The following is a 26,358-nucleotide window of genomic DNA, read 5'->3' as shown; positions in this document are numbered from 1 at the left end:
TTGACAACTTCGCGCCCAACGCGAAAAGAGTGCGCTATGATAATGAAAGATTGCTGTCACAGTAACTGTTAATAAAGCATAAAATTTCAGCTTTATATTCCTATTCGATATGATGAGAAGCGGTTTTACTCGTCCAGATTTGCCATAACACGAGGCCTGAATTGAAAAAAAGCCATGTAGTGCAAAGCCCTAACGACCATCGCTGCTATCTTCCGCTGACTCTCGATAACGGTTTACGGGTGTTATTGGTCGAACAACCGGACGCCGAAAAAAGTGCAGCGGCGATGGCGGTGAATGTCGGCCATTTTGACGACCCGTCCGATCGCGAAGGTCTGGCGCACTTCCTCGAACATTTAGTGTTTTTAGGCTCCCGCGAATTCCCGGACGCCGGCAGTTATCAACAATTTATCGCCGGTCACGGCGGTAGTCACAATGCCTGGACCGGCACCGAACACAGCTGCTTTTATTTTGATATCGAACACCGTCACTTCCCGCAAGGCCTGCATCGGTTCGCCGATATGCTGGGCGCACCACTATTTAGCGACGAAGCAGTCGACAAAGAACGTCAAGCCATCGAAGCCGAATTTTCAATGAAACTCAAAGACGATGGCCGACGCATTTATCAGGCGCATAAAGAAAGCATTAATCCATTGCACCCTTTTGCGAAGTTTTCGGTAGGTAATTTGTCCACGCTCGACGACAGACCTGGTCAAACCGCGCAACAAGCGGTGCGCGATTTTTATCAGCAACAATATAGTGCCAGCCGGATGACGCTGGTGCTGGTGTCCGCGGCGCCACTTGACGAACAGCAACAATGGGCAACGGAGCTTTTTGCAAAGCTGCCAAGCCATTTGCCAGCGAAATCGTCACTCAGTCAGCCGTTGTATCTGGCTGAGCATCTGGGCATTCAACTGAATATCCAACCGCATAAACCGACCCAACGTTTTGTGCTGAGTTTCGCTTTGCCGGATATTCAGCCCTGGTATCGCTTTAAACTAGTCAGTTTTCTGGCGCATCTACTCGGCGATGAAGGTCCAGGTTCATTATTAAGTGGCCTGAAAGCCAAAGGCTGGGTGAATGCGATGAGTGCTGGCGGTGGTATTGACGGCAGCAATTACAAAGATTTCACCTTGTCGTTTGAATTGATGCCGGAAGGGATGCTGCAGCAAGAACAGATCCTGCTCGAAAGCTTCAGTTATCTGGCGATGCTCAAACAACAACCTTTTCCAGAAACCTTGTTCAGTGAACGGCAGCAATTGGTGGAATGGAGTTTTATTTATCAGGAAATGAAAGCCCCGCTGCAGCTGGCCAGCGACCTCGCTGTCAATCTGCAGCATTATCCGATTGAAGATTATGTGTTTGGCGATTACCGGATGGAACTGCCGCCACCGGAGCTATATCACCAGCTTTTGAGCTATTTTAGCGCCGATAATCTGCGATTGATGTTGATTGCGCCGGACGTTGCGGTCGACCGCCAGGCCCGTTGGTATCACACGCCTTATAGTCAAATCGCCGTCACGCCTGAACTGCTGGCTCGTTTAACACAAGCGCCCGTGACAGCCGATTACCGCCTGCCTGGCTACAACCCTTATCTGGTGGCGAAACTTGAGTTACTGGGCAGTGAAGCGACCTTCGAAAAACCAGTCCGCTATTTTGAAAATGAAGCGATGACGCTATGGTTTAAACCAGATGCCGAGTTTCAATCGCCCAAAGGCCATATTTTTGTCCAGCTGACCCTGCCAAATACGGTGCAGGATTTGACCCAGCTAGCGCTAACCAAATTATGGCTGGAACTGTTTTTAGATCAGGTTAACGAGCAATTTTATGCCGCAACCACCGCCGGATTGCATTACAACCTGTATGTGCAACAACATGGCCTGACCCTGCACACCAGCGGCTTATCCGGCAATCAGATTGCACTGGTCAAAGATTTACTGGAACAACTCCCACGTCAGCAATTTCAGCCAGAACGTTTTTTCGAAATGCAGCGGCAACTGGTTCAGCATTGGCAAAATAACGCCCGCAGTAAACCGATCAGTCAGTTATTCAGTAAGTTATCGGCGCTGTTGCAACCGTTAAACCCGGAAGCCGATCAGTTAGCAGTCATTCTTGCTGCGACCAGCTTTGCTGATTTTGAGCGTTTCAGCGCCCAAATGTTTGGCCAATTGCATCTGGAAGCGATGATGCTTGGCAACTGGACGGAACTGAATGTGCAGGCGCTGCAACACCAGTTGCTGCAATGGCTGCAGCAGGCGCCAGCCATTTGCAGCAAGCTGCCCAAACAAAGTTACAGTACCGCGCAGTTAGGCCCGGTGTGGTTGGAGTTGCCAATCTGTCAGGACGACAACGCGCTGGTGATTTACCTGCCAGCGCAACAACGTTCGCCGCAAAGTATGGCGCTATTTATGCTGATGAATCATTTGGTATCCCCCGAATATTTTCATGCGCTTCGCACCGAACAGCAGCTGGGATATTTGGTCGGCACCGGTTATGTGCCGATGAATTTAAAACCCGGCATTGCGTTTTACGTCCAATCGCCCAAAACTGCGCCGGCCGATTTGTACTACGCCACTTTGATTTTTTACCGTAAATTCCTCGAAGAATTACCGGAAATAACCGCTGAAGAATTTGCTGAATTAAAACTCAGTCTACAAGGACAAATTAAAGAACGGGATAATAGCCTGAGCAGCAGAGCAAAACGGGTGTGGCTGGCGATTGGTCAGGGCGATGCTGAATGTCAGTTGGCCAGTCAAATTCAGCAGCAGCTAGAGCAACTGACTTTGGCGCAGTTTATCGAGTTCTGTTACACCTTACTGGCTCCGGAGTACGACGCGATCTTTCTTGCCACCGGCCCGGCGCCAGCACATAGCCATATGCAACAACTGTCGGTGAAAGAACTCAGCGGGCAACTAAGGTTGCAGCAAGATGATGACCATTAATGCAACAATATGCTTATTCGTACCCTTAACGGGGTCTACTTGTGCGCTAAACCTTTGATGTCGCAGGTCGACCGGCGAGCGCAGGCAACAACCCTGCGACTTCAAAGATGACGGGCGTAGCAGATTGGCTTTGACAGCGTTAGTAAATTTATATAATTTGTTTGCAACAGCCAACCTGACGTGTAGATGTGTGAATAATAAAAAGAAAACAGGCATTTACCTAGTCATCATTAGCCTGAGTTTAGTATCTTTGCCCTGTTTTGCCCTTGACTGGCAAACAACCATGCCCTATGTGCTGTCATGTATCTTGTTGTTTTCATTCGGCGCATTGTTACTCGCCCACCTATCTATTTTGAAAATGCGTCGTTACCAAAACCGCCTTGAGCAAAGTGAAGAGCGGTTACGGTTGAGTTTATGGGGCAGCGGTGATGAATTGTGGGACTGGAACATCGGCTCCGGCACTTTGTATCGTTCCAGCTCCTGGCAACATCCGGTTGAACTGAAACCTGAAACCAATCAATTCCCGCCTAACCGCGACCAGATCCATCCCAACGATTTAGAACGGGTTACAGAACATCTTTATCAGCATCTAGCCGGTACATCACCATATTTCGAAGCAGCGTATCGTTTACGCGCTTCAGATGGCGGCTGGGTTTGGGTGCTTGACCGCGGCAAAGTCGTTAGTATCGATTCCGACGGTGTAGCAACCCGGATGACCGGTACCTTGAAAAATATTCAACTGTTAAAACACACTGAAGAACGGCTCGAATTGTTTGCCCGGTGCCTGGAAAACATTTCAGACGCAGTCGTTATTTGCGACACCAACTTTGTGGTCATTGAAGTGAACCATTCTTTTACCACCATCACCGGTAAAAGCCGTGAACAAGTGATTAAAAAGCCGTTTGATCTGGCGATGTATCCTAACCGCTTTTTACAGGAAATTGGCCTGGTGTTGCAGGCGCAAGGTGTCTGGCAAGGCGAAATTCAGGATCAGCGCATAGGCGGCGAAATTTACCAGGCTGAGCTGAACTTTGACGTGGTTAAAGACGACCATCAGCACATTACCCAGTATGTGGCGGTGTTTTCCGATATTTCCGAACGTAAACGTAAAGAAGCCGAACTCAGCCGTTTGGCTAATTCTGACACTTTAACCGGCCTGCCAAACCGCGCTTTATTCTCAGCCGAATTGAGCCGGCTGGTAGAACGTGAAGTAAAACATGCGTTATTGGTATTCGATTTAGATAACTTCAAAAAAATCAACGACTCGCTCGGTCATCAGTTGGGTGACTCTTTGCTGATTAAACTGGCAGAACGGCTGACAATTTTAACCCGGCAAAAAGAGCGGTTGTACCGGCTCGGTGGGGATGAATTTGCCATTTTACTGGAAAATACCAACGATATTCATACCATCACCTCGATGGCGAAAGAGCTGATTAAACAGATTAATTTACCTTTTTTCATCAATCAGCATGAACTGGCGATCACCAGCAGTATCGGCATTGTGTTGTACCCGGAAGACGGCACCGATCCGGAAGCCTTGCTGCGTAACGCCGATACCGCGATGTATCATGCTAAAAGTGATGGTGCCAACCGTTATCTGTTCTTTAACGATTCAATGAACAAACTGGCGGTAAAACGACTACAGCTGGAAAACCTGATCCGCCATGGTTTAAAGGAAGATTATTTTACCGTGTACTATCAGCCGAAAATGGACATCCTCAGTGGTCAGTTGGTGGGTATGGAAGCGTTGGTGCGGTTTATCACACCCAAACGCGGTCTAATCAGCCCGGCGTCCTTTATTCCGGTGTCGGAAGAAACCGGTCAGATTGTTGAAATTGGTGAAGTGGTGCTGCGTAAAGCCTGTATGGATGTGAAACGCTGGATTGATCAGGGTTTATTCCATGGCCGGGTTGCGGTGAACTTATCGGTCAAACAGTTTATGCTGCCGTATTTGTGTGAACAAATCGACGATGTGCTGCAGCAAAGCGAACTGCCCTCGTACCATCTTGAACTAGAAATCACCGAAGGCACCGTGATGCAATCGCCGAAAATGGCGATTGATACCATGAAAAAACTCCGCGCCCGCGGCATTCACCTGGCCATGGATGACTTCGGTACCGGCTATTCTTCGCTGGCGTACTTAAAGCAATTTCCGCTCAATACGCTGAAGATAGATAAAGCCTTTATCGACGATATGAATACCGCCCGTGGCCGCAATATGGTCGATACCATTGTCACTATTGCTCACAACTTAAGCCTGACGGTGGTCGCTGAAGGTGTTGAATACGCCGAACAACTGCAGCAATTAAAGCAACTGCGCTGTGAAATTATTCAGGGTTATTTCTACAGTAAACCTCTGTCAGCCGCTGATTTCACGCAGTTCTTGCAAGATCAGAAGCAGCACAAGCCGAAACTGGCGGCGGTGCCGGCAGCACTGTAATCATTCTTGCCAAAAAGATAATAAGCGCCACCACGCCCCACCATTTCGAAACCAATAAAAAAGGAGCCTAAGCTCCTTTTTTATTTCAACCGGCCTCCAGTTTATCTGCAGAACCGTTGCTGGTCATTGGTTGACTGACAATTAAGAATTGCGATCCGGGTCAATACCCTGCCGAATTTTTTCCATCCGCTCTTGGTGATTCAGCCACATTTTCAGGCCGCCGATCCCAATCCCTGCTAACGGAATTAAAAATACCAGCACGCCGGGATTTAATAATCTTGTGAAAAACTCGTCCAACCTCAACTCCTTCTTTGTCAGCCAATGGCTTAAGCCTGTCGCTTAATCGTTGTCAGTCTCAACAAAAGAAAAGTCATCGCTGCCATCGGCAATCCGCTTTTTACCAAAAACGGTATGAAACTTTTTCTTCTCCTGAACATTCTTTTTATACTTAGTCCAGACTTTCTCGTAACTGGACTCGGCTTCCGCTTCACCGCGGCAAACCAACACAAATCGTTGCTCTTCAGCACTTGTAGGCTGGCGGGTACCTTCTTCCAGCTCAAGCATCGCTGCACCATGTTTCTCCAGCAGATTGCCCTCTGCCAGCGTAAACCGTCCTGAACGCGTAAACCCTTTCGGGAAATTACGGTCATCAAAAAAGCGACGTTTAGCCACAAAACTTTGCTGCATCACTTTTTTCCCCTGATCTCGTTGAATCTAAAGCTATCCCAATTAAACTGTGCGGAGTATGGTAAACAAAATTCCGATCGTAAAACAAATATTTTTTATGGTTACGATGAAAATTAATAAGGATCCGCTTTGGATACTGAGCTGTTAAAAACCTTTCTGGAAGTCCAAAAAACCCGTCACTTTGGTAAAGCTGCTGACAATCTGTACCTGACTCAGTCGGCCGTTAGCTTTCGGATCCGTCAATTAGAACAAAGCCTTGGTGTCACCTTATTTAATCGCTTTCGAAACAACATCCAATTGACCACCGCCGGTGAAATGTTATTACCGCATGCCCAGGCCGTGCTGAGCGCAATTGCCTCGGCAAAACAGCAGCTCGCTTTAAATTATCATCCGGACAAACCACTGCAGCTTTGCCTGAGTTCTGAACTAAGCGTGTTGTTTCAGGATGCAGATTTTAATCAGATGATCAGTAGCGCGCAGCAATGCCAGCTGCAATTTATCCCCGCCGGATTTATGGCAAGGCAATCGCAGGTGGCGCTAGATGGCATGGTGATATTAGGGTCACAATTACCCGAGCCACAACCGTGGCAGGCCTTGTGTCTGGGTTATCTGGAGTTGGTGGCGGTGGCGACCGTTCATCACGAACAGCAACCGGAAGGTTCATTGGGACTATTGCAGCTGCCCCGCATTATGCAGAGTGCAATGCAATTTAGCTGCGCCGAGCCTGCGGTATTACTGCAATGGCTGCTGGCAAATCAAGCCTGCGCTTATTTACCGCTGTGGCTGGTGCGTGATGCTGTTGCCCAAAAACAACTACAGCGACTGGCATTGCCAGAAGTTCGAATTCCGGTATGGGCTTATAGTCAGCTTGACGCCAGCTGGCCAACACTGTGGCGAACGACGCTACAACGCAGCACAATGCTGCTGAGCGCCGGTTAAGGTCGAAACCACACAAAGCCATGGCCTAGTGCTTTACGCAGCGCCAGTCGCTTGTGGTTTTGAAATAACGGTAATGCCAGCGGCCCAACCACGGCACCAGCCAATACCCAGGGCATTGATTTTAATCCGGCGCGTTTGGCCATCACGTAAAACCAGCAACTACAGAGCGGTGACAATAATAACAACAACATCAGATGGCCCTTGTTTGCTGCAAAAAAAAGAGCCGCATTATAGCAGCTCTTGTTCAGGGATCCAGCAGTTGCTGCTGTAGCACTTAGGTAGTTAATAGAAGCTGTTACCTGCTTCTGCCATCTGCAGCAATAACGCACTTGGTGCAAAACGACTGCCGTGCTGCGCTTCATAACGACGTAAATCAGCGACTAAGCTCGATGCTCCCATCGCATCAATATAGCGGAACGGGCCACCAATAAACGGCGGAAAACCGATGCCAAAAATAGCGCCAATGTCACCATCGCGCGCCGATGCGATAATCCCTTCTTCGAGGCAACGCACCGCTTCGTTCAGCATCTGCACTAAACACCGATTACTGATTTGCTCCAGGCTTAACCGGCCTGCCGGTTGCACGCCTAACAAGCTGTAAACGGTCGAATCGACTTCTTTTTTACCCTTTTTAGCATTGGCGCCATACAGATAAAAACCTTTTTCGACTTTTTTACCTTTACGGCCATCTGCGATCAGTTTGTCAAAAGCAGCAGGCGCTTTAAAACGATCCCCAAGTTCACGCTCCAGAATTGGCGAAATTTTTGCGCCAACATCAATACCCACTTCATCCAATAAGGTAATTGGCCCTACTGGTAAGCCAAATTTAGTGAGTGCTTTATCCAGCTTTTCAACCGGCTCGCATTCTAGCAAAAGGTTCGCAGCTTCATTCATATATAAAGCTAAAATACGGTTTACATAAAAACCAGCACCATCTTTCACCACGATTGGCGTTTTACCTTGTTTACGGGCAAAAGCGACGGTGGTTGCGATGGTTTGTGGTGAAGTTTTAGCGTGCGCTATGACTTCGACCAACGGCATTTTATCCACCGGCGAGAAATAATGCAGACCAATCACATTTTCCGGGCGCGCGGCTTGTGCAGCAATTTGCGCTATTGGCAATGAACTGGTGTTGGAGGCGAAAATCGTCCCTTCATGACCATTGGCTTCAATGTCGCGTACCATTTGTTGCTTCAACGCTAAATCTTCAAAGACCGCTTCGACCACTATATCAACATCGTGAAAACCGCTGTAATCGGTGGTGCCGGTGAGTAACGCCATCTGCTTTTGCATTTCAGTGCGGGTGATGTAACGGCGTTTAAACTTTTTCTGCAACAGGCTATAGCTATATTTCAGCGCGTTACCAATACCTTGTTGATTGATATCTTTAATCCGAACTGGAATGCCAGCTTTCCCAACGGTGACGTTGGCGATGCCGCCGCCCATCAGACCACCACCGAGCACTGCCGCTTTTTTAACTTTGTTTGCTTTGACATCACCGGCACCAGACTCTTTTTTCATCTGCGTTGTCGCAAAGAACAAACCACGCAGTGATTTTGACACCGACGTCATACAAAGCTCACCAAAGGCAGTGGCTTCTACCTGTAGACCACGCGCCATGCCGCTGTCGACACCCGCTCTGATCGCTTCAATGATTTTCAGCGGTGCCGGATAATGCCCCCCGGTTTTGCTGAAGGTTTGCTTTTGTGCTTGCGAAAATAAAATGCCACGACCAATCGACGTAAATTCCAGCAGTTGACCAACTAACGGCAATTTAACCGTTTTACGTTGTGGTTTACCGGCCAGCGCCATTTTCACCGCAGCTTCTAACAGAATGCTTTTTGGCACCACCACGTCGACCAGGCCAGCTTTTTTCGCCTGCACTGCGCGCAATTGCTTGCCGGTTAACATCATATCCAGCGCTTTTTGTAAGCCAACTAAATGTGGCAGGCGCTGTGTACCGCCGCTACCTGGCAACAAACCTAGCTGCACTTCCGGTAAGCCAAGCACGGTTTTGCCATCATCAGTGGCGACGCGACCATGACAAGCCATCGCCAGTTCCAAACCGCCACCAAGGCAAGGGCCATGAATGGCCGCGATCAGTGGCATCGATAAAGCTTCCAGCTGCCCAAACATGGTTTGGCCCATCGCTGCAATCGCAGTGGCTTCGGCAGCACTTTTACAACTATCCAGCATGCTGATATCAGCGCCAGCAATAAAGGAGTCCGCTTTACCGGAAATAATCACCAAACCTTTAATGCTTTTATTGCTGCGAATTTCATCAAGTAAAGCTTTGATTTCATCCGCAAAAGCAGCTTTGAGCACATTCATGCTTTCGCCGGCCACGTCCATGGTGATCACACCAACGCCATCGTCACGCAGCGCCAGGGTAAAAGTTTTTGCTACAGCATCAGGTTGAGTCACTGCAGTCATCGTTGCGTCGGTCATTATTCAGTCTCCACAATCATTGCAGCACCAAGGCCACCCGCAGCACAAGCGGTGGTTAAACCAATACCACCACCACGGCGGTTTAATTCATTTAAGGTCTGAGTAATCAACCGGGTACCGGTCGCCGCAAATGGGTGGCCATAAGCCAGCGAGCCACCATTGACGTTAAATTTATCCATATCAATGTCGCCGATGGCGTGCGAGCGACCGAGTTTTTCTTCGGCAAATTTTTTGCTGCCAAACATTTTCACATTGGCGAGCGCCTGCGCGGCAAAAGCTTCGTGCATTTCAATCAGGGTTAAATCGTTCAGGGTCAGACCTGCGCGCTCAAGCGCAATAGGCGTCGCATAAGACGGGCCCATCAGCATATCTTCCCATACATCGATGGCGGCAAAAGCGTAACTTCTGACATAACCCAACGGCTTGTAACCCAGCGCTTTAGCGTGACTTTCCGGCATCATCAGCACGGCTGAAGCACCATCGGTTAATGGTGTACTAGTCGCTGCAGTGACAGTACCGTACTGACGGTCGAACACTGGCTTTAATTTACTATAAGAGTCTAGCTTGGAGTCTTTGCGGATATTGTTATCCATCTCCAGGAATTTATTGTATGGCTCAACATGGGCGGCCATCACTTCATCTTTTAACCAGCCCTGCGCCCAGGCGTGGGCAGCGAGGGTGTGCGAACGATGTGCTAAGGCATCTTGATCGGCGCGGCTGATGCCATGCGATTTCGCCATTTGCTCGGCAGTGTCGCCCATCGATAACCCGGTGGTGTATTCGGCAACGGCTGGCGGTACCGGCAGTAAATCTTTCAGCCCTAAACGGCGGAAAATCGCCAGCTTCTGACCAAAGGTTTTGGCTTTGGTTAAATCAACCAGCGCCCGAGCCAGCGCTTTGCTGACGCCAACTGGTAATACCGAGCTGGAATCTGAACCACCGGCGATGGCGACTTTACTGACACCGGCCATCATCGCTTCGGTGACGCTGACCACCGATTGAAAACTAGTGGCACAAGCGCGGGTCACACTAAAACCATCGGTATGGACGTTCATACCAGTGCCTAATACAATTTCCCGTGCAATATTCGGCGCTTCCGGCATCAGTACAACTTGACCGTAAACCACCTGATCAATTAATTTGGCATCGAGCTCGCTTCGGATCAACAGTTCATTGACCACCAGTTTGCCGAGTTCCAGCGCTGACACACCGTGAAATTCGGTCGCTTGTTTGGCAAATGGCGTGCGTAAACCGCGGACTATCGCAATCCGGTCCCCTTGACGGGTGGTTAATTTAATCTGGCTGCTCATGGTGATCCTCTTTATGTGGACGCTTGTCCAGGTCCAATTTTGGTAAAGTGCAATACAGGTCAGACCTGTATTTTTTTTGATTGTAACGAGAGATCTGAGAAATTAAAACACTTGTTTTAATGAAGTCTGAACCTTATATACCCAAACGACTTGAAGATGCGAGTTTCAGCGGGAGATAAAAGAACTTGAGGCAAGGCAGCGATTGGAAGCTTTGGTTGTTCCAAAGCGACAAGCGCTAACGCGGCATCAAGGGCTTTTAGCCCCGTCCGAAGGAAGCTGCGGTATAGTGCGACATTCGCTTTCGCAACGCAGCTCTGGAAACGCAACTTCAGGTTGCTTGGGTATATATGGACTCAGGTCATAGCCTAGTTGTTTTTGCGTCGAAACGCTTGATAAATAGCCAATAATTTCAAACGAATAACTTTAGAAGAGTGCTGCTGTGAACGCTTTTAACCGGTTAAAAACATATTTAGATTCGCAGGTTTTGGGTCAGCCCGCCCTGACTGAAGGCATTTTACTGGCGTTATTGGCCAACGGTCATTTATTGGTGGAAGGTCCGCCAGGTCTGGCCAAAACCAGGGCAGTCAATGCCTTAGCGCATGGCGTGGAAGGTAGTTTCCACCGCATCCAGTTTACGCCGGATTTATTACCGGCCGATTTAACCGGTACCGACATTTACCGTCCGGAAACCGGCAAGTTTGAATTTCAAAGCGGCCCGTTATTTCACCACATTATCTTAGCTGACGAAATTAACCGCGCCCCGGCCAAAGTGCAGTCGGCGCTGTTAGAAGCGATGGCGGAAAAACAAATTACCGTGGGCCGGCAAAGTTACAAGTTACCGGAGTTATTTCTGGTGATGGCAACGCAAAACCCGCTGGAGCAAGAAGGTACGTACCCCTTGCCGGAAGCGCAGCTGGATCGGTTTTTATTGCATCTGAAAGTTGATTATCCGGACGCTGCCACTGAACTGGCCATTTTAAAGCTAACGCGTGGCGAAGCGCTGGAACAGGCGGCTGAGCAGCCAGAGCGGATGACGCAGGCTGATATTTTTGCCGCTCGCAAAGCGATTTTACAACTGCATTTTGCGCCAAGTCTGGAACAATATGTGGTACAGCTGATTATGGCAACCCGTAAAGCCGCCAATTACAGTCCACAACTGGCCCGCTGGATTGCTTATGGCGCCAGCCCGCGTGCGACCATTGCGCTGGAACGTTGTGCCCGCGCCAAAGCCTGGCTCGCTGGTCGCGATTTTGTCACACCCGACGATGTACAGGGCGTGTTCCACAATGTCGTGCGCCACCGTTTATTGCTGACCTATGAAGCCGAAGCGGAAGGGATCAGTACCGATGCAGTGCTCGATGAAATTCTGCGCCTGGTCCCGGTTGCCTGAACAATCTGAATCGAGCGAACATGGAACAGCAAGCGCAAATCCGGCAATGGCTGGCACAGTTACACTGTGATGGCAGCAATGTCGAACTTAAACAACTGCTACGTTATCAGCGGCATACGCAGCTATTTGATTTAACACCTGCCCAGACCATTCAAAGTAAACTGGCCGGAAGTTACCTTGCCAAAAGCAAAGGTCGTGGCATGGAGTTTGATGAAGTCCGGCATTACCAGACCGGTGATGATGTGCGCACCATCGACTGGCGCGTCACCGCCCGTACCGGCAAAGTACACACTAAATTATTTCGTGAGGAAAAAGAGCGGCCGGTGTTTATCCTGACCGATCTCAATCATTCGATGCAGTTTGGCTCGACCTTATTATTAAAGTCGGTGCAGGCGGCTCATTTAGCGGCATTGATTGCCTGGCACGTCAAAAAAAGTGGCGATAAACTCGGTGGTTTGTTGTTTCACCAACAACAAATCCGTGAACTCAAACCAGCCGGACGCAGCGTCGCCGTGCTGCGTTATTTGCACCAACTGATTGAGTTGCAACAGCAATCTTTGCATTGGGTGCAACAGCAAATGCAACAACCGACTGCAAGGTTGCCTGAAAGTAAGTCCATCGACTTAGCAACCGCACTTGGTCAGTTACGCCGGTTAGCCCGCCCCGGTAGTCTGCTATTTATCATTTCAGATTTCCAACAACTAGATGCGACTTGCCTGCGGCATTTGCAGGCGCTGCGCTTACACAATGAAATCCGGATCTGCCAAATCAGCGATCCGCTGGAGCAGCAGTTACCAGCCCATGCATCGGGTATCGCCAAAGTGTCGGACGGCGCGCACGAAGTGACACTGGACCTTGCTGGCGGCAATTTAAAACACGATTATCAGGCACAACAACAAGCCTTTCATCAACAACTGCATCAACACTGGACCCAGCTCGGCTGTCGTCATTGGCAATTCAGCGCCAGCGAACCGTTACTTGATCAATTCAGCGGGAGGCCACATGGCGAATTCGAACGCCGCTAACGTGGCGCCGCCAGAGGCGCCAATACCTGAAACTGCAACGATGCCTGGACTGGCCGATATTCAGGAGCCGTTACTGGCCAATGACTGGTATTTGGCTCCCGGCTGGTCGTTATTGCTCGTTATTTTAGTCGTATTACTGGGGTACGCCGGTTATCGCTGGTGGCGGTATCAACAGCAGCAAAAACCAATCAAATTTGCGCTGGCTGAACTTGAAAAACTGGATTTAACCGCACCAAATGCAGCTGAAATGATCACCACATTGTTAAAGCGACTGCTATTGACCCGGCTCCCTGCGCATCCGGCACTGGCATTGAGTGGTGCGGCCTGGCAGCAGTATTTAATGTCGAGTCTGCCCTCCAGCGCTAAGCCGGTAGAACCCCTGCCCGATTTACTGGCGCTGCATTATCAAAGCACACCGGCTGTCGATGACATTCGCCGTTATGCCGCTTTTGCTGCGGTGTGGCTACAAAAAGTCAAATTCACCAATACCGGAGCACCCGATGCTTGAACTGAGCTGGCCCTGGTTGTTGTTACTGCTGCCACTGCCCTGGCTGGTCAAAAGCCGGCAACAAAATATAGCTGCCGCTGGTTTGCTGTTACCGCCACTGGCGAAAATGGCGCAGCAGCATAGTTTTGGCATCGCGCGTCAGCAAAAACCAAAACAATGGTTGATGTGGCTGATTTGGACCTTATTGGTCGTCGCAGCAGCACAACCAAAATGGTTAGGCGAGCCGGTTAGCATGCCACAACAAGGCCGCGATATGATGCTGGCAGTCGATTTATCCGGCTCGATGAATATCAGTGACATGGTGATTGACGGTCAGGCTTTTAACCGGCTGGACGCGGTCAAATATGTACTGAACCAGTTTATCGAAAAACGGCAGGGCGACCGGCTTGGTTTAGTGTTATTTGCTGATGCGGCTTATCAGCAAACACCGCTGACGTTTGATCGTAAAACGGTGCAACAAATGCTGGACGAAGCCGTGCTGGGGCTGGTGGGTCAGCGCACCGCGATCGGCGAGGCTATTGGCTTATCGGTCAAGCGGTTCAACACCTATCAAAGCTCGAATAAAGTGCTGATTTTACTCAGTGATGGCGCCAATACCGCTGGCAACATTCAGCCACGTGAAGCTTTAAAACTGGCCAAAGCGGCTGGAGTAAAAATCTATACTGTGGGTGTCGGCGCTGAGCAAATGGTGCAACAAGGTATTTTTGGACCGCAAATTATCAACCCATCAGATGATCTGGACGAAAAACTGCTGACTGAACTAGCTTCCGAAACCGGCGGTCGTTATTTCCGTGCCCGCGATTTAAAAGAACTGGCACAAATTTATCAGTTGCTGGATCAGTTAGAACCGATTGAACGGGACCAACTGACGTACCGGCCACAACAAAGTTTGTTGCACTGGCCATTAGCGGGCGCCCTGCTGTTGATAACTCTGTTGTGGCTGGTGCAAATGCCATGGTCGTTGTGGCGTCGCGGGAGGACATCCTGATGCTGAGTGATTTTCATTGGTTAAGACCACTGTGGTTGCTGTTGCTACCGCTGGTAACTTTACTTTGCCTGTTGGCGTGGCGTTTTCGGCGCGAACAAAGTCCATGGCAACAGCTGTTGGCGCCGCATCTACAACCAACCTTGATTGCCACCGAGCAGCAGCGCAGTCAGCGTAAACCATTTATCATCGCCTGGCTGGCGCTGCTATTGCTGGCGATTGCCGCTGCAGGCCCCAGTATCACCAAGTTGCCGCAGCCGGCGTTTCAGCTGCAACGCGCCACGGTACTGGTGCTGGATATGTCATTGTCGATGCTGGCGACCGACGTGAAGCCAGATCGGGTGACGCAAGCTCGCTTTAAAGCACTGGATTTTGCCACGCAGCTGGGCGAAGGCGAACTGGCTTTGCTGACCTTTGCCGGTGATGCTTATGTTATTTCACCGCTGACGCCGGATCACAACAATATCAAACTGTTACTACCGGATTTAAAGCCGGAAATTATGCCGGTGCAAGGCTCGGATGTACAAAGCGCGCTGACGCTCGCGGCGCAGTTGCTGAACCAGGCCGGTTACCCAAAAGGTGACATTATTTTAATGACTGACGGATTTTCTACCACGCACTTTATGCAGTTACGACCGATGCTGGACAATTTCCCGCATCGCATTTCGGTACTTGCAGTTGGCACCGCTGACGGTGCACCGATTAAATTAAGCTCGGGCGAACTACTGAAAGATCAACAAGGCAGTATTGTGATCCCCAAAGTGCCCTTTACCCAGTTAAAAGAACTGGCTTCGCTCACCGGCGGTGTATTTGTCCAAAACAGTTTTGATCTCGCCGATGTGCAAAGTTTGCTGGCGTTAACACCGCTGGAAATGGCCGATCAAACCAGTACTGACAGCAAGCTGACCGGTGACGAATGGCAAGACGCCGGGGTTTATCTGTGCTGGTTGTTATTGCCACTGGCACTGTGGCTGGGCAAACGTTCGACCATTATGCTGATCCCGGTTTTATTGCTGTTACCGCCGCCAACGCAGGCCTTCGAATGGCAGGACTTATTTAAAAGCCGTCAGCAACAGGCACAACAAGCTTATCAGCAACAGGACTACCAACAGGCCATCGAAAAGTTCGACCAGTCAATCTGGCAAGGTAACGCCGCTTATCGCGCCGGTGATTATGCCGCCGCCGAGCAATTCTACCGGCAAGACCCTTCAGCGAATGGTTTATACAACCTTGGTAATAGCTTGATCCAACAACAAAAATATCAGGAAGCGCTGGATGCATACCAGCAAGCGGCAAGCAAACAGCCCGATATAGCCGGCTTGGCGCAAAACACTGAACTGGCTGAAAAATTATTGAATCAACAGCAAGAGCAAGAAAAACAACAAGCTCAGGATGGTCAGCAGCAAGACGGCGAGCAGCAATCGAAAGACAACGACAGCCAATCATCTGATCAAAAAAATGGTGACAATAAAGACGATCCGCAAAACAGCGATCAACAAGGCAGTGACGCGCAAAACCAGGATCAAAATGGCGATCAACAAAACTCTAACCAACAAAGCTCTGATCAACAAAACACCGACCCAAAAAATAACGGACAACAAGGTGATAGCAAGCAAGACAGCGAGCAAAAAAAGGCCGAAGACAGCGAAAAAACGGCTGCTGAAAAACAGCAACAACTGACCGAAGCTGAGCAACAAGCGAAGCAAGCTGAAGGCCAGGAACAACAAAAAGCCATCACCGAAGCCTGGCCAAATGCCACGCCAGAGCAAAGTCAGCAATTAGACGGCTTAATGCGTAAAGTGCAGGACGACCCTTCGTTATTGCTGCGTAATAAAATGCTGCAGGAATATCAGAAACGCCAGCAGCAACGTTTACCCAAAGGAGCACAGGAAGAATGGTAACTTTCAGCAACAGCTGGTGGGGTTGGTGCAAGTCGCAGCGCACAAACATGACGCGCACAGAGATGATGGGCAAGAAAGTAACAAGTGATTTGTGGCACGGCTTGTTGCTGTTAAGTGTGCTGACGTTGGCATCTGCCGCACAAGCCGCGACCAGTCTGAATGTCCGGGTCGATAAAAACCCGGTGATGCTGGGCGAAGAATTACAGCTGTCGGTTCAGGTGGATGAAAAAGTCAGCAGCAGCGCCATCGATTTTAGTGTGCTTGAGGATCATTTCCGCGTTGGCCCGCCTTCGGTCAGCCAAAGTATGCAAATCATCAATGGCCAGTCCAGTCAAAGTACCATTTGGCAACTGAGTTTATTTGCCAAAACCACCGGCACCTTTGAGATTCCGGCTTTTAATGTGCATGGCATCACCAGCTCGCCGATCAGCATCGAAGTGATCCCGGCCAGTCAGCAAACAACCGATAAACAAGTGCTGTTTATTGAAAGCAACCTCAGCCAGACCGAGCTTTATGTTCAACAGATGGTTTATTACGAAGTAAAAATCTACTTTAGCGGCGACTTACAACGCGGCAGCCTCAGCCAGCCAGAATTGCCCAACACCACCATCGAGCAAGTTGGAAAAGATGTCGAAGGCACCGAATTGGTCAATGGTATCCGCTATCAAACCATCACCCGGCGGTACAGCCTGATCCCGCAGCAAAGTGGCAGTTTCACCCTCGAAGCGCCGTTTTTTAACGGTGAAATGATTGACCGTAACAGTTCACGTTATGACTATTTTGCCAAAACTCAGACTATTTCGGCACAAGGCCAAGCGGTTGAATTTCAAGTCAAAGCGATGCCAGCAGAATTTAACGGTGATTGGCTGGTGTCAGAGCTCGTGGCCTTAACCGAAGAATGGACGCCACTGTCGACCACCTTGGTGCAGGGCGAACCCGTCACCCGAACTATCACGCTGACGGCGATGGATTTAGCCGATCATCAGCTGCCTGACTTACAAATTGACTTGCCCGCCGGCATTAAAAATTATGCTGAGCAGCCACAAGCGAAAAAAGCCGAGCGAAACGGTCGCATCGTAGCGCAAAAAGTATTTACGTCGGCAGTCATCGCCACCCAAAGCGGTGAATTAAAACTACCGGCGGTGCGTGTCCCCTGGTGGAACAGTAAAACTAACCAGCTTGCTTATGCGGAATTACCGGAACGCACTTTAACCGTGACGGCGAATCCAAATCAGGCCGGTCAACCGCCACCAGCAGCAGATACAGCTGTGGAGACGCAAGTCAGCGAAACAGCAGCGACACCGGTCAGTGCCACTCATGCCTGGCAGTGGAATTATTTGTCAGGCCTGTTGTTGCTGCTGTGGTTACTGACCGCTGCGGTGGCAGTTTGGGGCTGGTTACGGGGTCGCAGCACGACTGCGCGCACAGACTCGTTCTCAAAGGCCGCCAAACCAAATCACCCGCAGGCCTCTGAAGTTAAATTTAATGCCAGACGATTTAAAGCGGCTTGTCTGGAAAATGACAGCATCGTCGCGAGCCAGCAGCTATTACGCTGGGCGTCGCAGCAACTTGATGCCGATATTCAGCAATTACCGCAATTAATCAAGGCATTGCCGCAGAGTGAGTTACGTCAGGAAACTGCAAAACTAGCCTATCAGGCTTATCAGGCGCAACCAACGCCATGGCTCGGCACGGCGTTATTTGAAGCTTGGGCCAAGTACAAACATCTGCAGCAAGTTGAAAGTCCGGCGTTGTTAAAGCCGTTCTACCCGAAATAACCATTCCCTACCCTTTGTTTACTCTAGTGGGTTGAATTGACAGTCATCAAGGTCAATTCAGCCCAACTACCAATCTTTGTTGAATTTGCAATATTCTGGATATTTTTTCGATTGCTGCACATATTATCGAAATTGGCCGGTCTCTAGCCCCAGTGATGTAAGTCTGCTTCATTTTGGATAGCCAATTTTGGAACACCATGAGCAATAAACAAATACGATACGAAGCATTGGTGCGGGCCTTTCATGCCGATTTATTCCGGTATGCGTTCTGGCTTTGTCATCAGCGCACCGTCGCTGAAGATTTAGTGCAGGAAACCTTTTTACGCGCCTGGAAAAGTCTCGACAGCCTGCAAGAAGCTGCTGCGGCCAAAGGCTGGCTGATTACCATTTTACGTCGCGAAAATGCCCGCCGTTTTGAACGTAAACAATTTGATTATCAGGATGTTGACCAGGACTGGCTCGAAGATGAACACAGTGAAGGGCCGGAACAAACCGCCGAAAATCAGCAGTTACACCAATATATCGCCAGACTTGCCGAGGAATATCGCGAACCCTTGGTGCTGCAGGTGTTACTTGGCATGACCGGTGACGAAATAGCGCAAACGCTTGAATTAAATCTAAATACGGTAAACACCCGCTTATTTCGGGCACGTCAGCAACTTCGGGAACTGTTATTGCAGTCCCCTGCCACAGGAGCCAGCCAGCATGGATGAGTTAGAATTTCGCCGTCGCTTGCTCAGCAACCCGACCACCAACGATGAAGCGGTCGTACAGCAACTTGCTGCAGATCCGGATAAACAACGTTTACAGCATGAATTGTTGATCCTTGATCAACAGATTAAAGCCAGTCTGGCCGTGCCGGTGCCAGCCGATCTCGCCGACCGCTTATTGCTGAGTCAGGGCTTGTTACAGCATAAAAAAATCCGTCAGCGCCGCTGGTGGCTTGGCATGGCAGCCAGTCTGGTGCTGGTGGCCGGTTTGGTGCAGCAGCGCGACCATTTGTATCCATGGCCGGACGATATCGCCGGTCACGCGCTAGCCCATGTGTATCACGAAGCGAAGCATCTGGACGACAACAACAGCCTGATTGATCTGACCAGAGTCAATCTGCTGCTGGCTGATTTAGGTGGCGAGCTCAGATCCTGGCCTGGCACTATTCGTTATGCCAGTTTTTGTTACTTTCAAGGCACCCGTTCGTTGCATTTGATTTTTAATACGCCACAAGGCCCGGTCACAGTGTTTGTGTTACCCAAAAACCATGGTTTGGAATCTGGTAGCGACTTTTACGATGCGCAGTTTCATGGTCACAATATGCAATTGGCAAAAGCGGATTTGGTGTTGGTTGCCGGTAAAAATCAGTCCTTATCCGGCATCGCCACCACCTTACAGCAACAGCTACAGTTTCAGATTTAACTGCAACTGGTAGCATCTGTCGGGGTAACCATAGAAAAGCACTGGCTCTGTTTGCCAGTGCTTGTTAGCATGTCCCGCCATTTCAAGTCGCACCTCCCCCAAATTGCCTGCTGCGTAAATTTACGCAACAAAAACAGCAAGCAGCGACCGGTAAATGACAACAACCATAACTACACCCGAAATCATTGAAGATGCAGGCCTTCAGGCACACCACGGCAACACCGCTGCAGCTTCACCGATAAAGGGGATTGATAACCCTATGAGGTCAGTATCGTGGAAACGGGAACTATTCTAGCGCTGGGAATCTATTTCATTGCAATGTTAGCCATCGGGCTTTATGCCTATCGCCAATCGAGCAGTAATTTATCTGAATATATGTTGGGCGGCCGTAAACTCGGTCCCGCCGTAACGGCATTGTCTGCTGGCGCTTCTGATATGAGCGGCTGGTTGTTAATGGGCTTACCAGGTGCTTTATACCTGATGGGTATTTCACAAGTCTGGATGGCGGTCGGTCTGGTGATTGGTGCCTGGCTGAACTATCTATTATTGGCACCGAGATTCCGGGTCTTTACTGAACTTGCCAAAGATTCCATCACGCTGCCGGACTATCTGGAAAATCGCTTTGACGACCACACCCGGATGCTGCGACTGATATCAGCCGTCGTGATTGTGGTGTTTTTCACTTTATACACCGCATCCGGCGTGGTCGCTGGTGGTAAATTGTTCGAATCGGTGTTTGGCATGGATTACTTGTTCGGACTGGTCCTCACCGCCGGCGTGGTCATTGCTTATACCCTGCTCGGTGGTTTTTTGGCTGTCAGCATGACCGACTTTGTGCAGGGCATTATTATGTTTCTGGCGCTGGTACTGGTGCCGGTCGTCGCCCTTGATGTGGTGGGTGGCGTGACACCGGTGATTGATATCGTCGCTGAACTGAACCCAAATCATTTGGATATATTTACCGGTACCAGCGCGCTTGGCATTGTGTCGTTGATGGCGTGGGGCTTAGGTTATTTTGGTCAGCCACATATTATCGTGCGGTTTATGGCCATTCGTTCGGTTAAAGATTTTCCGGTGGCACGCCGGATCGGCATGTCCTGGATGATCGTGTCCTTGCTGGGTGCTGTCGCGACCGGCTTTATCGGTATCGCCTACATCAAACAAACCGGTGGTGAGCTCAAAGATCCGGAAACGATTTTTATCGTGATGTCACAAGCATTGTTCCACCCATTTATTACTGGTTTTTTACTGGCGGCATTGTTGGCGGCGGTGATGAGTACCATTTCCAGTCAGTTGCTGGTGACGTCCAGTGCGTTGGTGCAGGATTTTTATAAGACCTTTTTTAACAAAACCGCCTCGGACAGCCATTTGGTGCTGATGGGTCGGGTATCGGTGTTTTTAGTGGCATTGGTAGCAATTTTGATAGCGCTGGATCGCAGCAGTTCGATTCTCGGCCTGGTCAGCAACGCCTGGGCCGGCTTTGGTGCTGCTTTTGGTCCGTTGGTATTGATTAGCCTGTACTGGCGCCGGATGAATCAGTGGGGAGCTTTAGCGGGCATGATTGCTGGCGCGGTGACGGTATTGGTGTGGATTTATGGCCCATTCACCGTGAATGGCCAGACGATGGATCAGTGGTTATACGCCATGGTTCCCGGCGTTGTCGCTTCGGCCTTGGCCATTGTCATCGTCAGCAAGCTGACGGCAGCACCAAAAGTTGCGATTGCTGGCCAATTTGATCAGATGTGCAAACTAATGAAACAAGCGTAATAAACCGATAGGCTCCGTGGTCAGATTTTCTGATCACGGCAGCCCTCAGGTAAATTGCCACCACAGCGAAATTTTAGTTCCCACCCAGACATTTTCTTTGCTACATTGCTTGCCAGAGTGCCGTCAAAGGAATTGTAGTCTGTATGTATTTTTATGCCGCCCGTCAGCCCATCCTGGATCGTGACAAAAATCTTTTTGCTTATGAATTACTGTTTCGAGATGGCCTGGAAAATGTGTTTCCGGATATTGATGGTGACGAAGCAACGTCACGGATGATTGCTGGCAGCCAATTTAACTTTGGTCTGGATGACTTCCTCGGCGACAAACTGGGGTTTATCAATTTTACCCTCGATACCCTGCTGAAAAAGTTTCCGTCAATGCTGCCAAAAGATCAGGTGGTGGTGGAAATTCTTGAAACAGTCCAACCCGGTAAACGTTTGCTGGCCGAATGCCAGGCATTAAAAGAACAAGGCTATATCATTGCTTTGGATGACTATATCCACCAGCCTGTCTGGCGCCACTTCTACCCTTTCATCGACATCATTAAAATCGATTTTCGCAGCACCACCAATGATGTGATTCAGGATGTGATTAAAGCGACTTCCGGTTTCCCAAATATTAAACTGCTGGCCGAAAAAGTCGAAACCATTGAAGAGTTTCAGCTAGCAATGGGCATGGGTTTTAGTTATTTCCAGGGCTATTTTTTCTCTAAACCGGAAATGTTACAAAGCAAAGCTTTATCCCCCGCCCAAATGACGCTGGCAGAGTTGCTGTACGAAACATCCAAAGCTGAAATGGACCTGGCAAAAATTACGACCATCTTCGAACGTGACGTCAATCTGTCCTACAAATTACTCCGTTATTCCAACTCAGCAGTATTTAAACGTCGCTCGGAAATTGAAACCATCAAGCAGGCTTTGGTCGTCCTTGGTCAGTTAGAACTGAAGAAATTCTTGTCAGTTTTATTTACCGCCCAGGTCAGCAGCGAAAAACCAGCCGAGCTGATGCGTTTAGCCATGACCAGAGCAAAATTTGCCGAAGGTATTGCCACCCTGCATCGGAAGACCGATATCGCGAAGGCTTTCCTAACCGGCATGATGTCATTGATGGACGCGATTCTGGATGAGCCGATGACCTCTGTCATGAGCAAATTGCCATTATCCAAAGATATCAAAGACGCCTTAATCGACAACGAAGGTTTGCTGGCCGAATATCTTGGGCTGGTTAAATGTTATGAACAAGCCATGTGGCAAGCAGCGAATGTTGCAATTGAAAAACTCGGTCTTGACGCGAAATTATTACCGGATGCTTACCACGAAGCGGTGCAATGGGCGAATGAACAAATGCGCGCTCTGGGTGACAATTAAGATACCTGTCATCTTTGAAGATTCGGTGTTGTTGTCTTCGCTCGCTGAAGTGACAGTGCAGGCTGTCACTCAATTCCCAGATCTCAGATAACAACGACACTGCTGCCAACAGCCCGGCCCCCCACAGGTTGAGCAAGTAGCAGCAGCGCTTTCTTTAAAAGCTGACAAACTCCGCGATTTTTGCCGCTAGTTTGTCGCCGATCCCTTTGACCTCCGTCAATTGTTTCGGATCCTTAATCGGTCCGTTTGCTTTGATATAGTCGAGAATCGCTTGCGCTTTTTTCTGACCAATCCCCGGAATAGCGGTTAATTGTTCCGGGCTGGCTTTGTTGATACTCAGCTTGGTACTTTGCTTGCCTTGTGGATTGCCTTGTTGGCTACCAGATTGTTTGGCAGCTGCTGTTACTTTCGCCGCCACTGGCACCGTTTCGGCAATCACCGGATTTAACAACAGCGCCGGAACCACCAGTGCCAACGCCATCCATAACGATTTCATCTTCATGCTGACTTTCCTTGTTGGGTTTTTCATGAGTAAAATACGCGCCGGCAACCCGGCACTTGCTAGTTTGGAATGGGTAAATACCCTTGTTCAACAAACTAATATTTAATCTAGCCGAATAATTAATATTTATTTAACTTTTTATATACTATTTTATTCTGTTTTCGATCTATTTTTAGATTCAGCTGCAATTAAGTATCCGGCCGTTATGGTTACAGGAACATCTGTCAGGAGTATTCGCCATGAAGTATCTGGTTTTGTTATTACCTTTAATGACCGCCTGCACCAGCTATTCGCAGCATAATCGCCAGAATTACCAAATGGCGACAGTCACCCAGGCCCAACCGGTCTACCGCACCATCGAAATTCATAAACCCAGACGTGTGTGTGAAGAACGTCAACAAATGAAACGCCATGCCGATTCCGCGGCACCGACCATCGTCGGTGCTATTGTGGGTGGTGTATTAGGTAATACCATTGCCCGCAACAGTTCCAATCGTGGTCTTGGCACAGCCGCTGGCGCGGTGATTGGCGGCGCCATCGGCAATGATGTTGGCCAAAAAAATGGTACTGATGTGATGCATCATGAAACCGTGTGTTACGAATCCGGAACTGATGTGGAATATCAAAGCGTGGTTGACGGTTATCAGGTAACCTATCAGTTACAAGGTCGTGAATACACCACGTTGATGGACCGGGATCCCGGCCCACAAATGCCGGTGTATGTTGAGCCGGTCAACAAACGCTAATTAAATGGGGTCGCCAGTACGGTTGCGATAACACCGCTTGCTGGTCACAATTTTCACGCCGTCTGCAGCGGCGAACGTCATAAGGAATGCACATGCGGGTATTGGTGGTTGAAGATGAAGTGTTATTAGCAGAACAAATTAAAAATCATCTTTTACAGCAACAGTTTAGTGTTGATCTGTCGCACGACGGTTCCGATGGTTTTTTCAAAATCAGTGAATATCCGTACGATTTGGCCATTATCGATATCGGCTTGCCGAAACTTGATGGTTTATCGTTGATCCGAAAAGCCCGGCAACAGGATTTAAAAACCCCGATTATCATTCTGACCGCGCGTGGCAGCTGGCAGGAAAAAGTCCAGGGCCTGGACGCTGGTGCCGATGATTATCTGACCAAACCCTTTCATGTCGAAGAACTGATGGCGCGTTGTAATGCCTTAATTCGCCGTGCCGCGGGTCAACCGGACCCAACACTGGTCGCCGGACCCGTCAGTTTAAACAGCCGTACGCAACAGGTTTGGTGTGGTGAAACCGAAGTACCGCTGACCGCTTACGAGTATAAAGTGCTGGAGTATTTTATGCTCAACCCAACCAAAGTCATTTCCAAAACTGAATTGACTGAACATATCTACGATCAGGATTTTGATTTGGATAGCAACGTGATCGAAGTGTTTGTCCTGCGCTTACGTAAAAAGCTCGATCCGGACGGTGAACTTAAACCAATCGAAACGCTGCGGGGCCGTGGTTATCGGTTTAACCTGGCCGTGAACTGATGATGTTGTCGCTGAAGGTCCGCCAGGCTGTGATCAGCCTGGTGTTGATGTTATTTCTGTTACCTGTGTGTTTTCTGGCGATCGAACGGGCTTTTTTCGCCCAGCTGCTGACCAGTACCGAACAAAAACTAGAAGTGCATTTATATTCGTTTTTATCCGAACTGACCTCTAAAAACGACATTGTAGAAATTAATAACAGCATTTTACCGGCTGATTTTTTACGGCCGGATTCTGGCACCAGTGCCTTTATCGTCAGTGGCGATAAACTGATGTGGCAGTCAGATTCCTCTTTAAATCAAACCTTTATCCCGCCACAGCATGAAATGCTGCCAGGCAAACACGAATTTATTTCGCAAGAGCAAGATGGCCGGGTGTACTGGACTTTGTCATTTGCACTGCTGTTCGATATGGGCGAGCGCAGCATGCCGCTGACCATTCATATTGTACAGGACGAGCAACTGCTGGAGGCGCCGGTCAAAGCCTTTCGCAATACACTGATGCGCTGGTTTATTGGTATTGCTGCGGTGTTAATGCTGGTGATGCTGCTGGCCTATTATTGGACGACGCAGCCGTTGTCAGCGCTGGATCACGAAATCCGGCAGGTTGAAAGTGGTGAACAACAACAGCTCAACGGCAATTATCCGGCCGAGCTGACGACACTTAAAGAAGACGTTAATTTATTGCTCGCCAGTCAAAACCGCCAAAAACAACGCTACCGCCATCATTTAAGCGACCTGGCACATGCGCTGAAAACACCGGTGGCGGTGCTGAATACCTCGCCTTTGGCACAACAACCGGAACTGCGGGAACAAATCGACCGCATCACCGCCATGATTGAGCATCAGCTGAAACGCGCCAGTAGTTCCGGCCAGGATGTCTGGCAAAAACAAATTGCCATCCCGCCAATCATTGGTCAGCTGCAAAGTGCGTTACAAAAAATTTATCGCGGCAAACAGGTACAATTGGCGCTGGACTGCCCGGCGAACGCCATGTTCCGTGGCGATGAAACTGATTTGATGGAAATGTTAGGCAACCTGCTGGATAACGCCTTTAAAGCCTGCCAGCAACAGGTCGCACTGACGGTGACCTTACGCCCGCTGAGTATTAGTGTTGAAGATGATGGTCCCGGTGTGCCACCGAATAAAACCACTGAACTACTGAGTCGCGGCACCCGCCTTGATACGTACAAAGAGGGACACGGCGTAGGTTTATCTATTGTGCATGAACTTTGTCTGTCATACTCCGGTGAAATCGATATCGAACAAAGTACGCTCGGCGGCGCCTGTTTTCGTTTGCGATTTCCCGAGCATCAATATTAGAATTAGCCAATTTCTATATTAATCAGCCTGTTATCGGCCAGCGAAACGCGATGAAATCAGTCATATCTTTGTGTGTCCTGCTGGGTAGTTTCAGCTTGCGGCTGACAGTCCTTGTGACAGTCAC

At 49.4% G+C, this 26,358-nt stretch carries 22 protein-coding genes; 16 read left to right on the top strand and 6 right to left on the bottom strand.

Going from position 1 to position 26,358, the window contains the following annotated elements; all coding sequences use genetic code 11:
- Positions 1-161 precede the first annotated feature (161 nt).
- Positions 162-2,939, top strand: a complete 2,778-nt coding sequence (locus tag EOE67_RS09200) for an insulinase family protein (protein ID WP_127698797.1) — start codon at positions 162-164, stop codon at positions 2,937-2,939.
- Positions 2,940-3,222: 283 nt separating this feature from the next.
- The gene (locus tag EOE67_RS09195) at positions 3,223-5,379 is read left to right on the top strand and encodes a putative bifunctional diguanylate cyclase/phosphodiesterase (protein ID WP_206099537.1); all 2,157 of its coding nucleotides are present in this window, start codon (positions 3,223-3,225) and stop codon (positions 5,377-5,379) included.
- A 141-nt stretch (positions 5,380-5,520) separates the two neighbouring features.
- On the opposite strand, the gene EOE67_RS20515 is transcribed toward EOE67_RS09195, so the two are convergent.
- A complete protein-coding gene (locus tag EOE67_RS20515; RefSeq protein WP_164852269.1) occupies positions 5,521-5,676 on the bottom strand; it encodes a hypothetical protein in 156 nt (51 codons plus the stop codon).
- A 42-nt stretch (positions 5,677-5,718) separates the two neighbouring features.
- The gene (locus EOE67_RS09190; RefSeq protein ID WP_127698872.1) at positions 5,719-6,066 is read right to left on the bottom strand and encodes a MaoP family protein; all 348 of its coding nucleotides are present in this window, start codon (positions 6,064-6,066) and stop codon (positions 5,719-5,721) included.
- Between the two features lie 129 nt (positions 6,067-6,195).
- Between EOE67_RS09190 and EOE67_RS21040 the strand changes: the two genes are divergently transcribed.
- Positions 6,196-7,005 carry a LysR family transcriptional regulator gene (locus EOE67_RS21040; RefSeq protein ID WP_240652765.1) on the top strand — a complete coding sequence of 270 codons (810 nt, stop codon included), beginning with the start codon at positions 6,196-6,198 and terminating at the stop codon, positions 7,003-7,005.
- Here EOE67_RS21040 and EOE67_RS09180 read toward each other — a convergent pair.
- The 3 genes from EOE67_RS09180 to fadI form a co-directional block, all read right to left on the bottom strand.
- Entirely contained in the window at positions 7,002-7,196 is a 195-nt protein-coding gene (locus tag EOE67_RS09180; protein ID WP_127698795.1) for a hypothetical protein, read from the bottom strand. The two genes, EOE67_RS21040 and EOE67_RS09180, sit on opposite strands and share 4 nt — an antisense overlap.
- 91 nt (positions 7,197-7,287) lie before the next feature.
- Positions 7,288-9,453: a fatty acid oxidation complex subunit alpha FadJ gene (fadJ, locus tag EOE67_RS09175; protein WP_240652764.1), complete on the bottom strand. Its 2,166-nt coding sequence runs from the start codon at positions 9,451-9,453 to the stop codon at positions 7,288-7,290.
- Complete coding sequence (fadI, locus tag EOE67_RS09170; protein WP_068065813.1) at positions 9,453-10,763, bottom strand: acetyl-CoA C-acyltransferase FadI; 1,311 nt, start codon at positions 10,761-10,763, stop codon at positions 9,453-9,455. The genes fadJ and fadI overlap by 1 nt, the downstream gene beginning before the upstream one ends.
- A 439-nt stretch (positions 10,764-11,202) precedes the next feature.
- On the opposite strand from fadI, the gene EOE67_RS09160 reads away from it, so the two are divergent.
- The 10 genes from EOE67_RS09160 (at position 11,203) to EOE67_RS09115 (ending at position 22,897) form a co-directional block, all read left to right on the top strand.
- Positions 11,203-12,153, top strand: a complete 951-nt coding sequence (locus EOE67_RS09160; protein ID WP_127698793.1) for an AAA family ATPase — start codon at positions 11,203-11,205, stop codon at positions 12,151-12,153.
- A 20-nt stretch (positions 12,154-12,173) separates the two neighbouring features.
- Positions 12,174-13,178: a DUF58 domain-containing protein gene (locus EOE67_RS09155; RefSeq protein WP_127698792.1), complete on the top strand. Its 1,005-nt coding sequence runs from the start codon at positions 12,174-12,176 to the stop codon at positions 13,176-13,178.
- Positions 13,156-13,686 carry a DUF4381 domain-containing protein gene (locus tag EOE67_RS09150; protein ID WP_127698791.1) on the top strand — a complete coding sequence of 177 codons (531 nt, stop codon included), beginning with the start codon at positions 13,156-13,158 and terminating at the stop codon, positions 13,684-13,686. The genes EOE67_RS09155 and EOE67_RS09150 overlap by 23 nt, the downstream gene beginning before the upstream one ends.
- Entirely contained in the window at positions 13,679-14,674 is a 996-nt protein-coding gene (locus EOE67_RS09145; protein WP_127698790.1) for a vWA domain-containing protein, read from the top strand. The genes EOE67_RS09150 and EOE67_RS09145 overlap by 8 nt, the downstream gene beginning before the upstream one ends.
- Positions 14,674-16,572, top strand: a complete 1,899-nt coding sequence (locus tag EOE67_RS09140; protein WP_127698789.1) for a vWA domain-containing protein — start codon at positions 14,674-14,676, stop codon at positions 16,570-16,572. The genes EOE67_RS09145 and EOE67_RS09140 overlap by 1 nt, the downstream gene beginning before the upstream one ends.
- 47 nt (positions 16,573-16,619) lie before the next feature.
- Positions 16,620-18,350 (top strand): BatD family protein, encoded by a 1,731-nt coding sequence (locus tag EOE67_RS09135; RefSeq protein WP_164852268.1) that lies wholly within the window; start codon positions 16,620-16,622, stop codon positions 18,348-18,350.
- A 173-nt stretch (positions 18,351-18,523) separates the two neighbouring features.
- On the top strand, positions 18,524-19,063 hold the full coding sequence (locus EOE67_RS09130) for a sigma-70 family RNA polymerase sigma factor (protein WP_276317438.1): 540 nt from the start codon (positions 18,524-18,526) through the stop codon (positions 19,061-19,063).
- The gene (locus tag EOE67_RS09125; protein WP_127698786.1) at positions 19,056-19,763 is read left to right on the top strand and encodes a DUF3379 family protein; all 708 of its coding nucleotides are present in this window, start codon (positions 19,056-19,058) and stop codon (positions 19,761-19,763) included. The genes EOE67_RS09130 and EOE67_RS09125 overlap by 8 nt, the downstream gene beginning before the upstream one ends.
- Before the next feature lie 273 nt (positions 19,764-20,036).
- Positions 20,037-21,530, top strand: a complete 1,494-nt coding sequence (gene putP / locus EOE67_RS09120) for a sodium/proline symporter PutP (RefSeq protein ID WP_127698785.1) — start codon at positions 20,037-20,039, stop codon at positions 21,528-21,530.
- 143 nt (positions 21,531-21,673) lie between these two features.
- The gene (locus EOE67_RS09115) at positions 21,674-22,897 is read left to right on the top strand and encodes an EAL and HDOD domain-containing protein (protein WP_127698784.1); all 1,224 of its coding nucleotides are present in this window, start codon (positions 21,674-21,676) and stop codon (positions 22,895-22,897) included.
- 154 nt (positions 22,898-23,051) lie between these two features.
- On the opposite strand, the gene EOE67_RS09110 is transcribed toward EOE67_RS09115, so the two are convergent.
- On the bottom strand, positions 23,052-23,399 hold the full coding sequence (locus EOE67_RS09110; RefSeq protein WP_240652763.1) for a ComEA family DNA-binding protein: 348 nt from the start codon (positions 23,397-23,399) through the stop codon (positions 23,052-23,054).
- Positions 23,400-23,638: 239 nt separating this feature from the next.
- Between EOE67_RS09110 and EOE67_RS20970 the strand changes: the two genes are divergently transcribed.
- From EOE67_RS20970 to EOE67_RS09095, 3 genes are all read left to right on the top strand, one after another.
- Positions 23,639-24,145, top strand: coding sequence for a glycine zipper 2TM domain-containing protein (locus EOE67_RS20970; RefSeq protein ID WP_276317437.1), 507 nt, complete (start codon positions 23,639-23,641; stop codon positions 24,143-24,145).
- Between the two features lie 92 nt (positions 24,146-24,237).
- Positions 24,238-24,915: a response regulator transcription factor gene (locus EOE67_RS09100; protein ID WP_068065857.1), complete on the top strand. Its 678-nt coding sequence runs from the start codon at positions 24,238-24,240 to the stop codon at positions 24,913-24,915.
- A complete protein-coding gene (locus EOE67_RS09095) occupies positions 24,915-26,234 on the top strand; it encodes an ATP-binding protein (protein ID WP_127698783.1) in 1,320 nt (439 codons plus the stop codon). The genes EOE67_RS09100 and EOE67_RS09095 overlap by 1 nt, the downstream gene beginning before the upstream one ends.
- Positions 26,235-26,358: the final 124 nt, after the last annotated feature.

Source organism: Rheinheimera riviphila (assembly GCF_004005945.1).
Lineage (GTDB): Bacteria > Pseudomonadota > Gammaproteobacteria > Enterobacterales > Alteromonadaceae > Pararheinheimera > Pararheinheimera riviphila.
This window is presented reverse-complemented; position numbering and strand designations above follow the sequence as displayed.

Coding starts and splice junctions, on each gene's coding strand:
- EOE67_RS09195 (WP_206099537.1), top strand. CDS start 3,223: ATGCCCTATGTGCTGTCATGTATCTTGTTGTTTTCATTCGGCGCATTG.
- EOE67_RS09110 (WP_240652763.1), bottom strand. CDS start 23,399: ATGAAGATGAAATCGTTATGGATGGCGTTGGCACTGGTGGTTCCGGCG.
- EOE67_RS09115 (WP_127698784.1), top strand. CDS start 21,674: ATGTATTTTTATGCCGCCCGTCAGCCCATCCTGGATCGTGACAAAAAT.
- EOE67_RS09125 (WP_127698786.1), top strand. CDS start 19,056: ATGGATGAGTTAGAATTTCGCCGTCGCTTGCTCAGCAACCCGACCACC.
- EOE67_RS09180 (WP_127698795.1), bottom strand. CDS start 7,196: ATGTTGTTGTTATTATTGTCACCGCTCTGTAGTTGCTGGTTTTACGTG.
- EOE67_RS20970 (WP_276317437.1), top strand. CDS start 23,639: ATGAAGTATCTGGTTTTGTTATTACCTTTAATGACCGCCTGCACCAGC.
- EOE67_RS09140 (WP_127698789.1), top strand. CDS start 14,674: ATGCTGAGTGATTTTCATTGGTTAAGACCACTGTGGTTGCTGTTGCTA.
- EOE67_RS09095 (WP_127698783.1), top strand. CDS start 24,915: ATGATGTTGTCGCTGAAGGTCCGCCAGGCTGTGATCAGCCTGGTGTTG.
- EOE67_RS09100 (WP_068065857.1), top strand. CDS start 24,238: ATGCGGGTATTGGTGGTTGAAGATGAAGTGTTATTAGCAGAACAAATT.
- EOE67_RS09155 (WP_127698792.1), top strand. CDS start 12,174: ATGGAACAGCAAGCGCAAATCCGGCAATGGCTGGCACAGTTACACTGT.
- EOE67_RS09145 (WP_127698790.1), top strand. CDS start 13,679: ATGCTTGAACTGAGCTGGCCCTGGTTGTTGTTACTGCTGCCACTGCCC.
- fadI (WP_068065813.1), bottom strand. CDS start 10,763: ATGAGCAGCCAGATTAAATTAACCACCCGTCAAGGGGACCGGATTGCG.
- fadJ (WP_240652764.1), bottom strand. CDS start 9,453: ATGACCGACGCAACGATGACTGCAGTGACTCAACCTGATGCTGTAGCA.
- EOE67_RS09190 (WP_127698872.1), bottom strand. CDS start 6,066: ATGCAGCAAAGTTTTGTGGCTAAACGTCGCTTTTTTGATGACCGTAAT.
- EOE67_RS09135 (WP_164852268.1), top strand. CDS start 16,620: ATGACGCGCACAGAGATGATGGGCAAGAAAGTAACAAGTGATTTGTGG.
- EOE67_RS09150 (WP_127698791.1), top strand. CDS start 13,156: ATGGCGAATTCGAACGCCGCTAACGTGGCGCCGCCAGAGGCGCCAATA.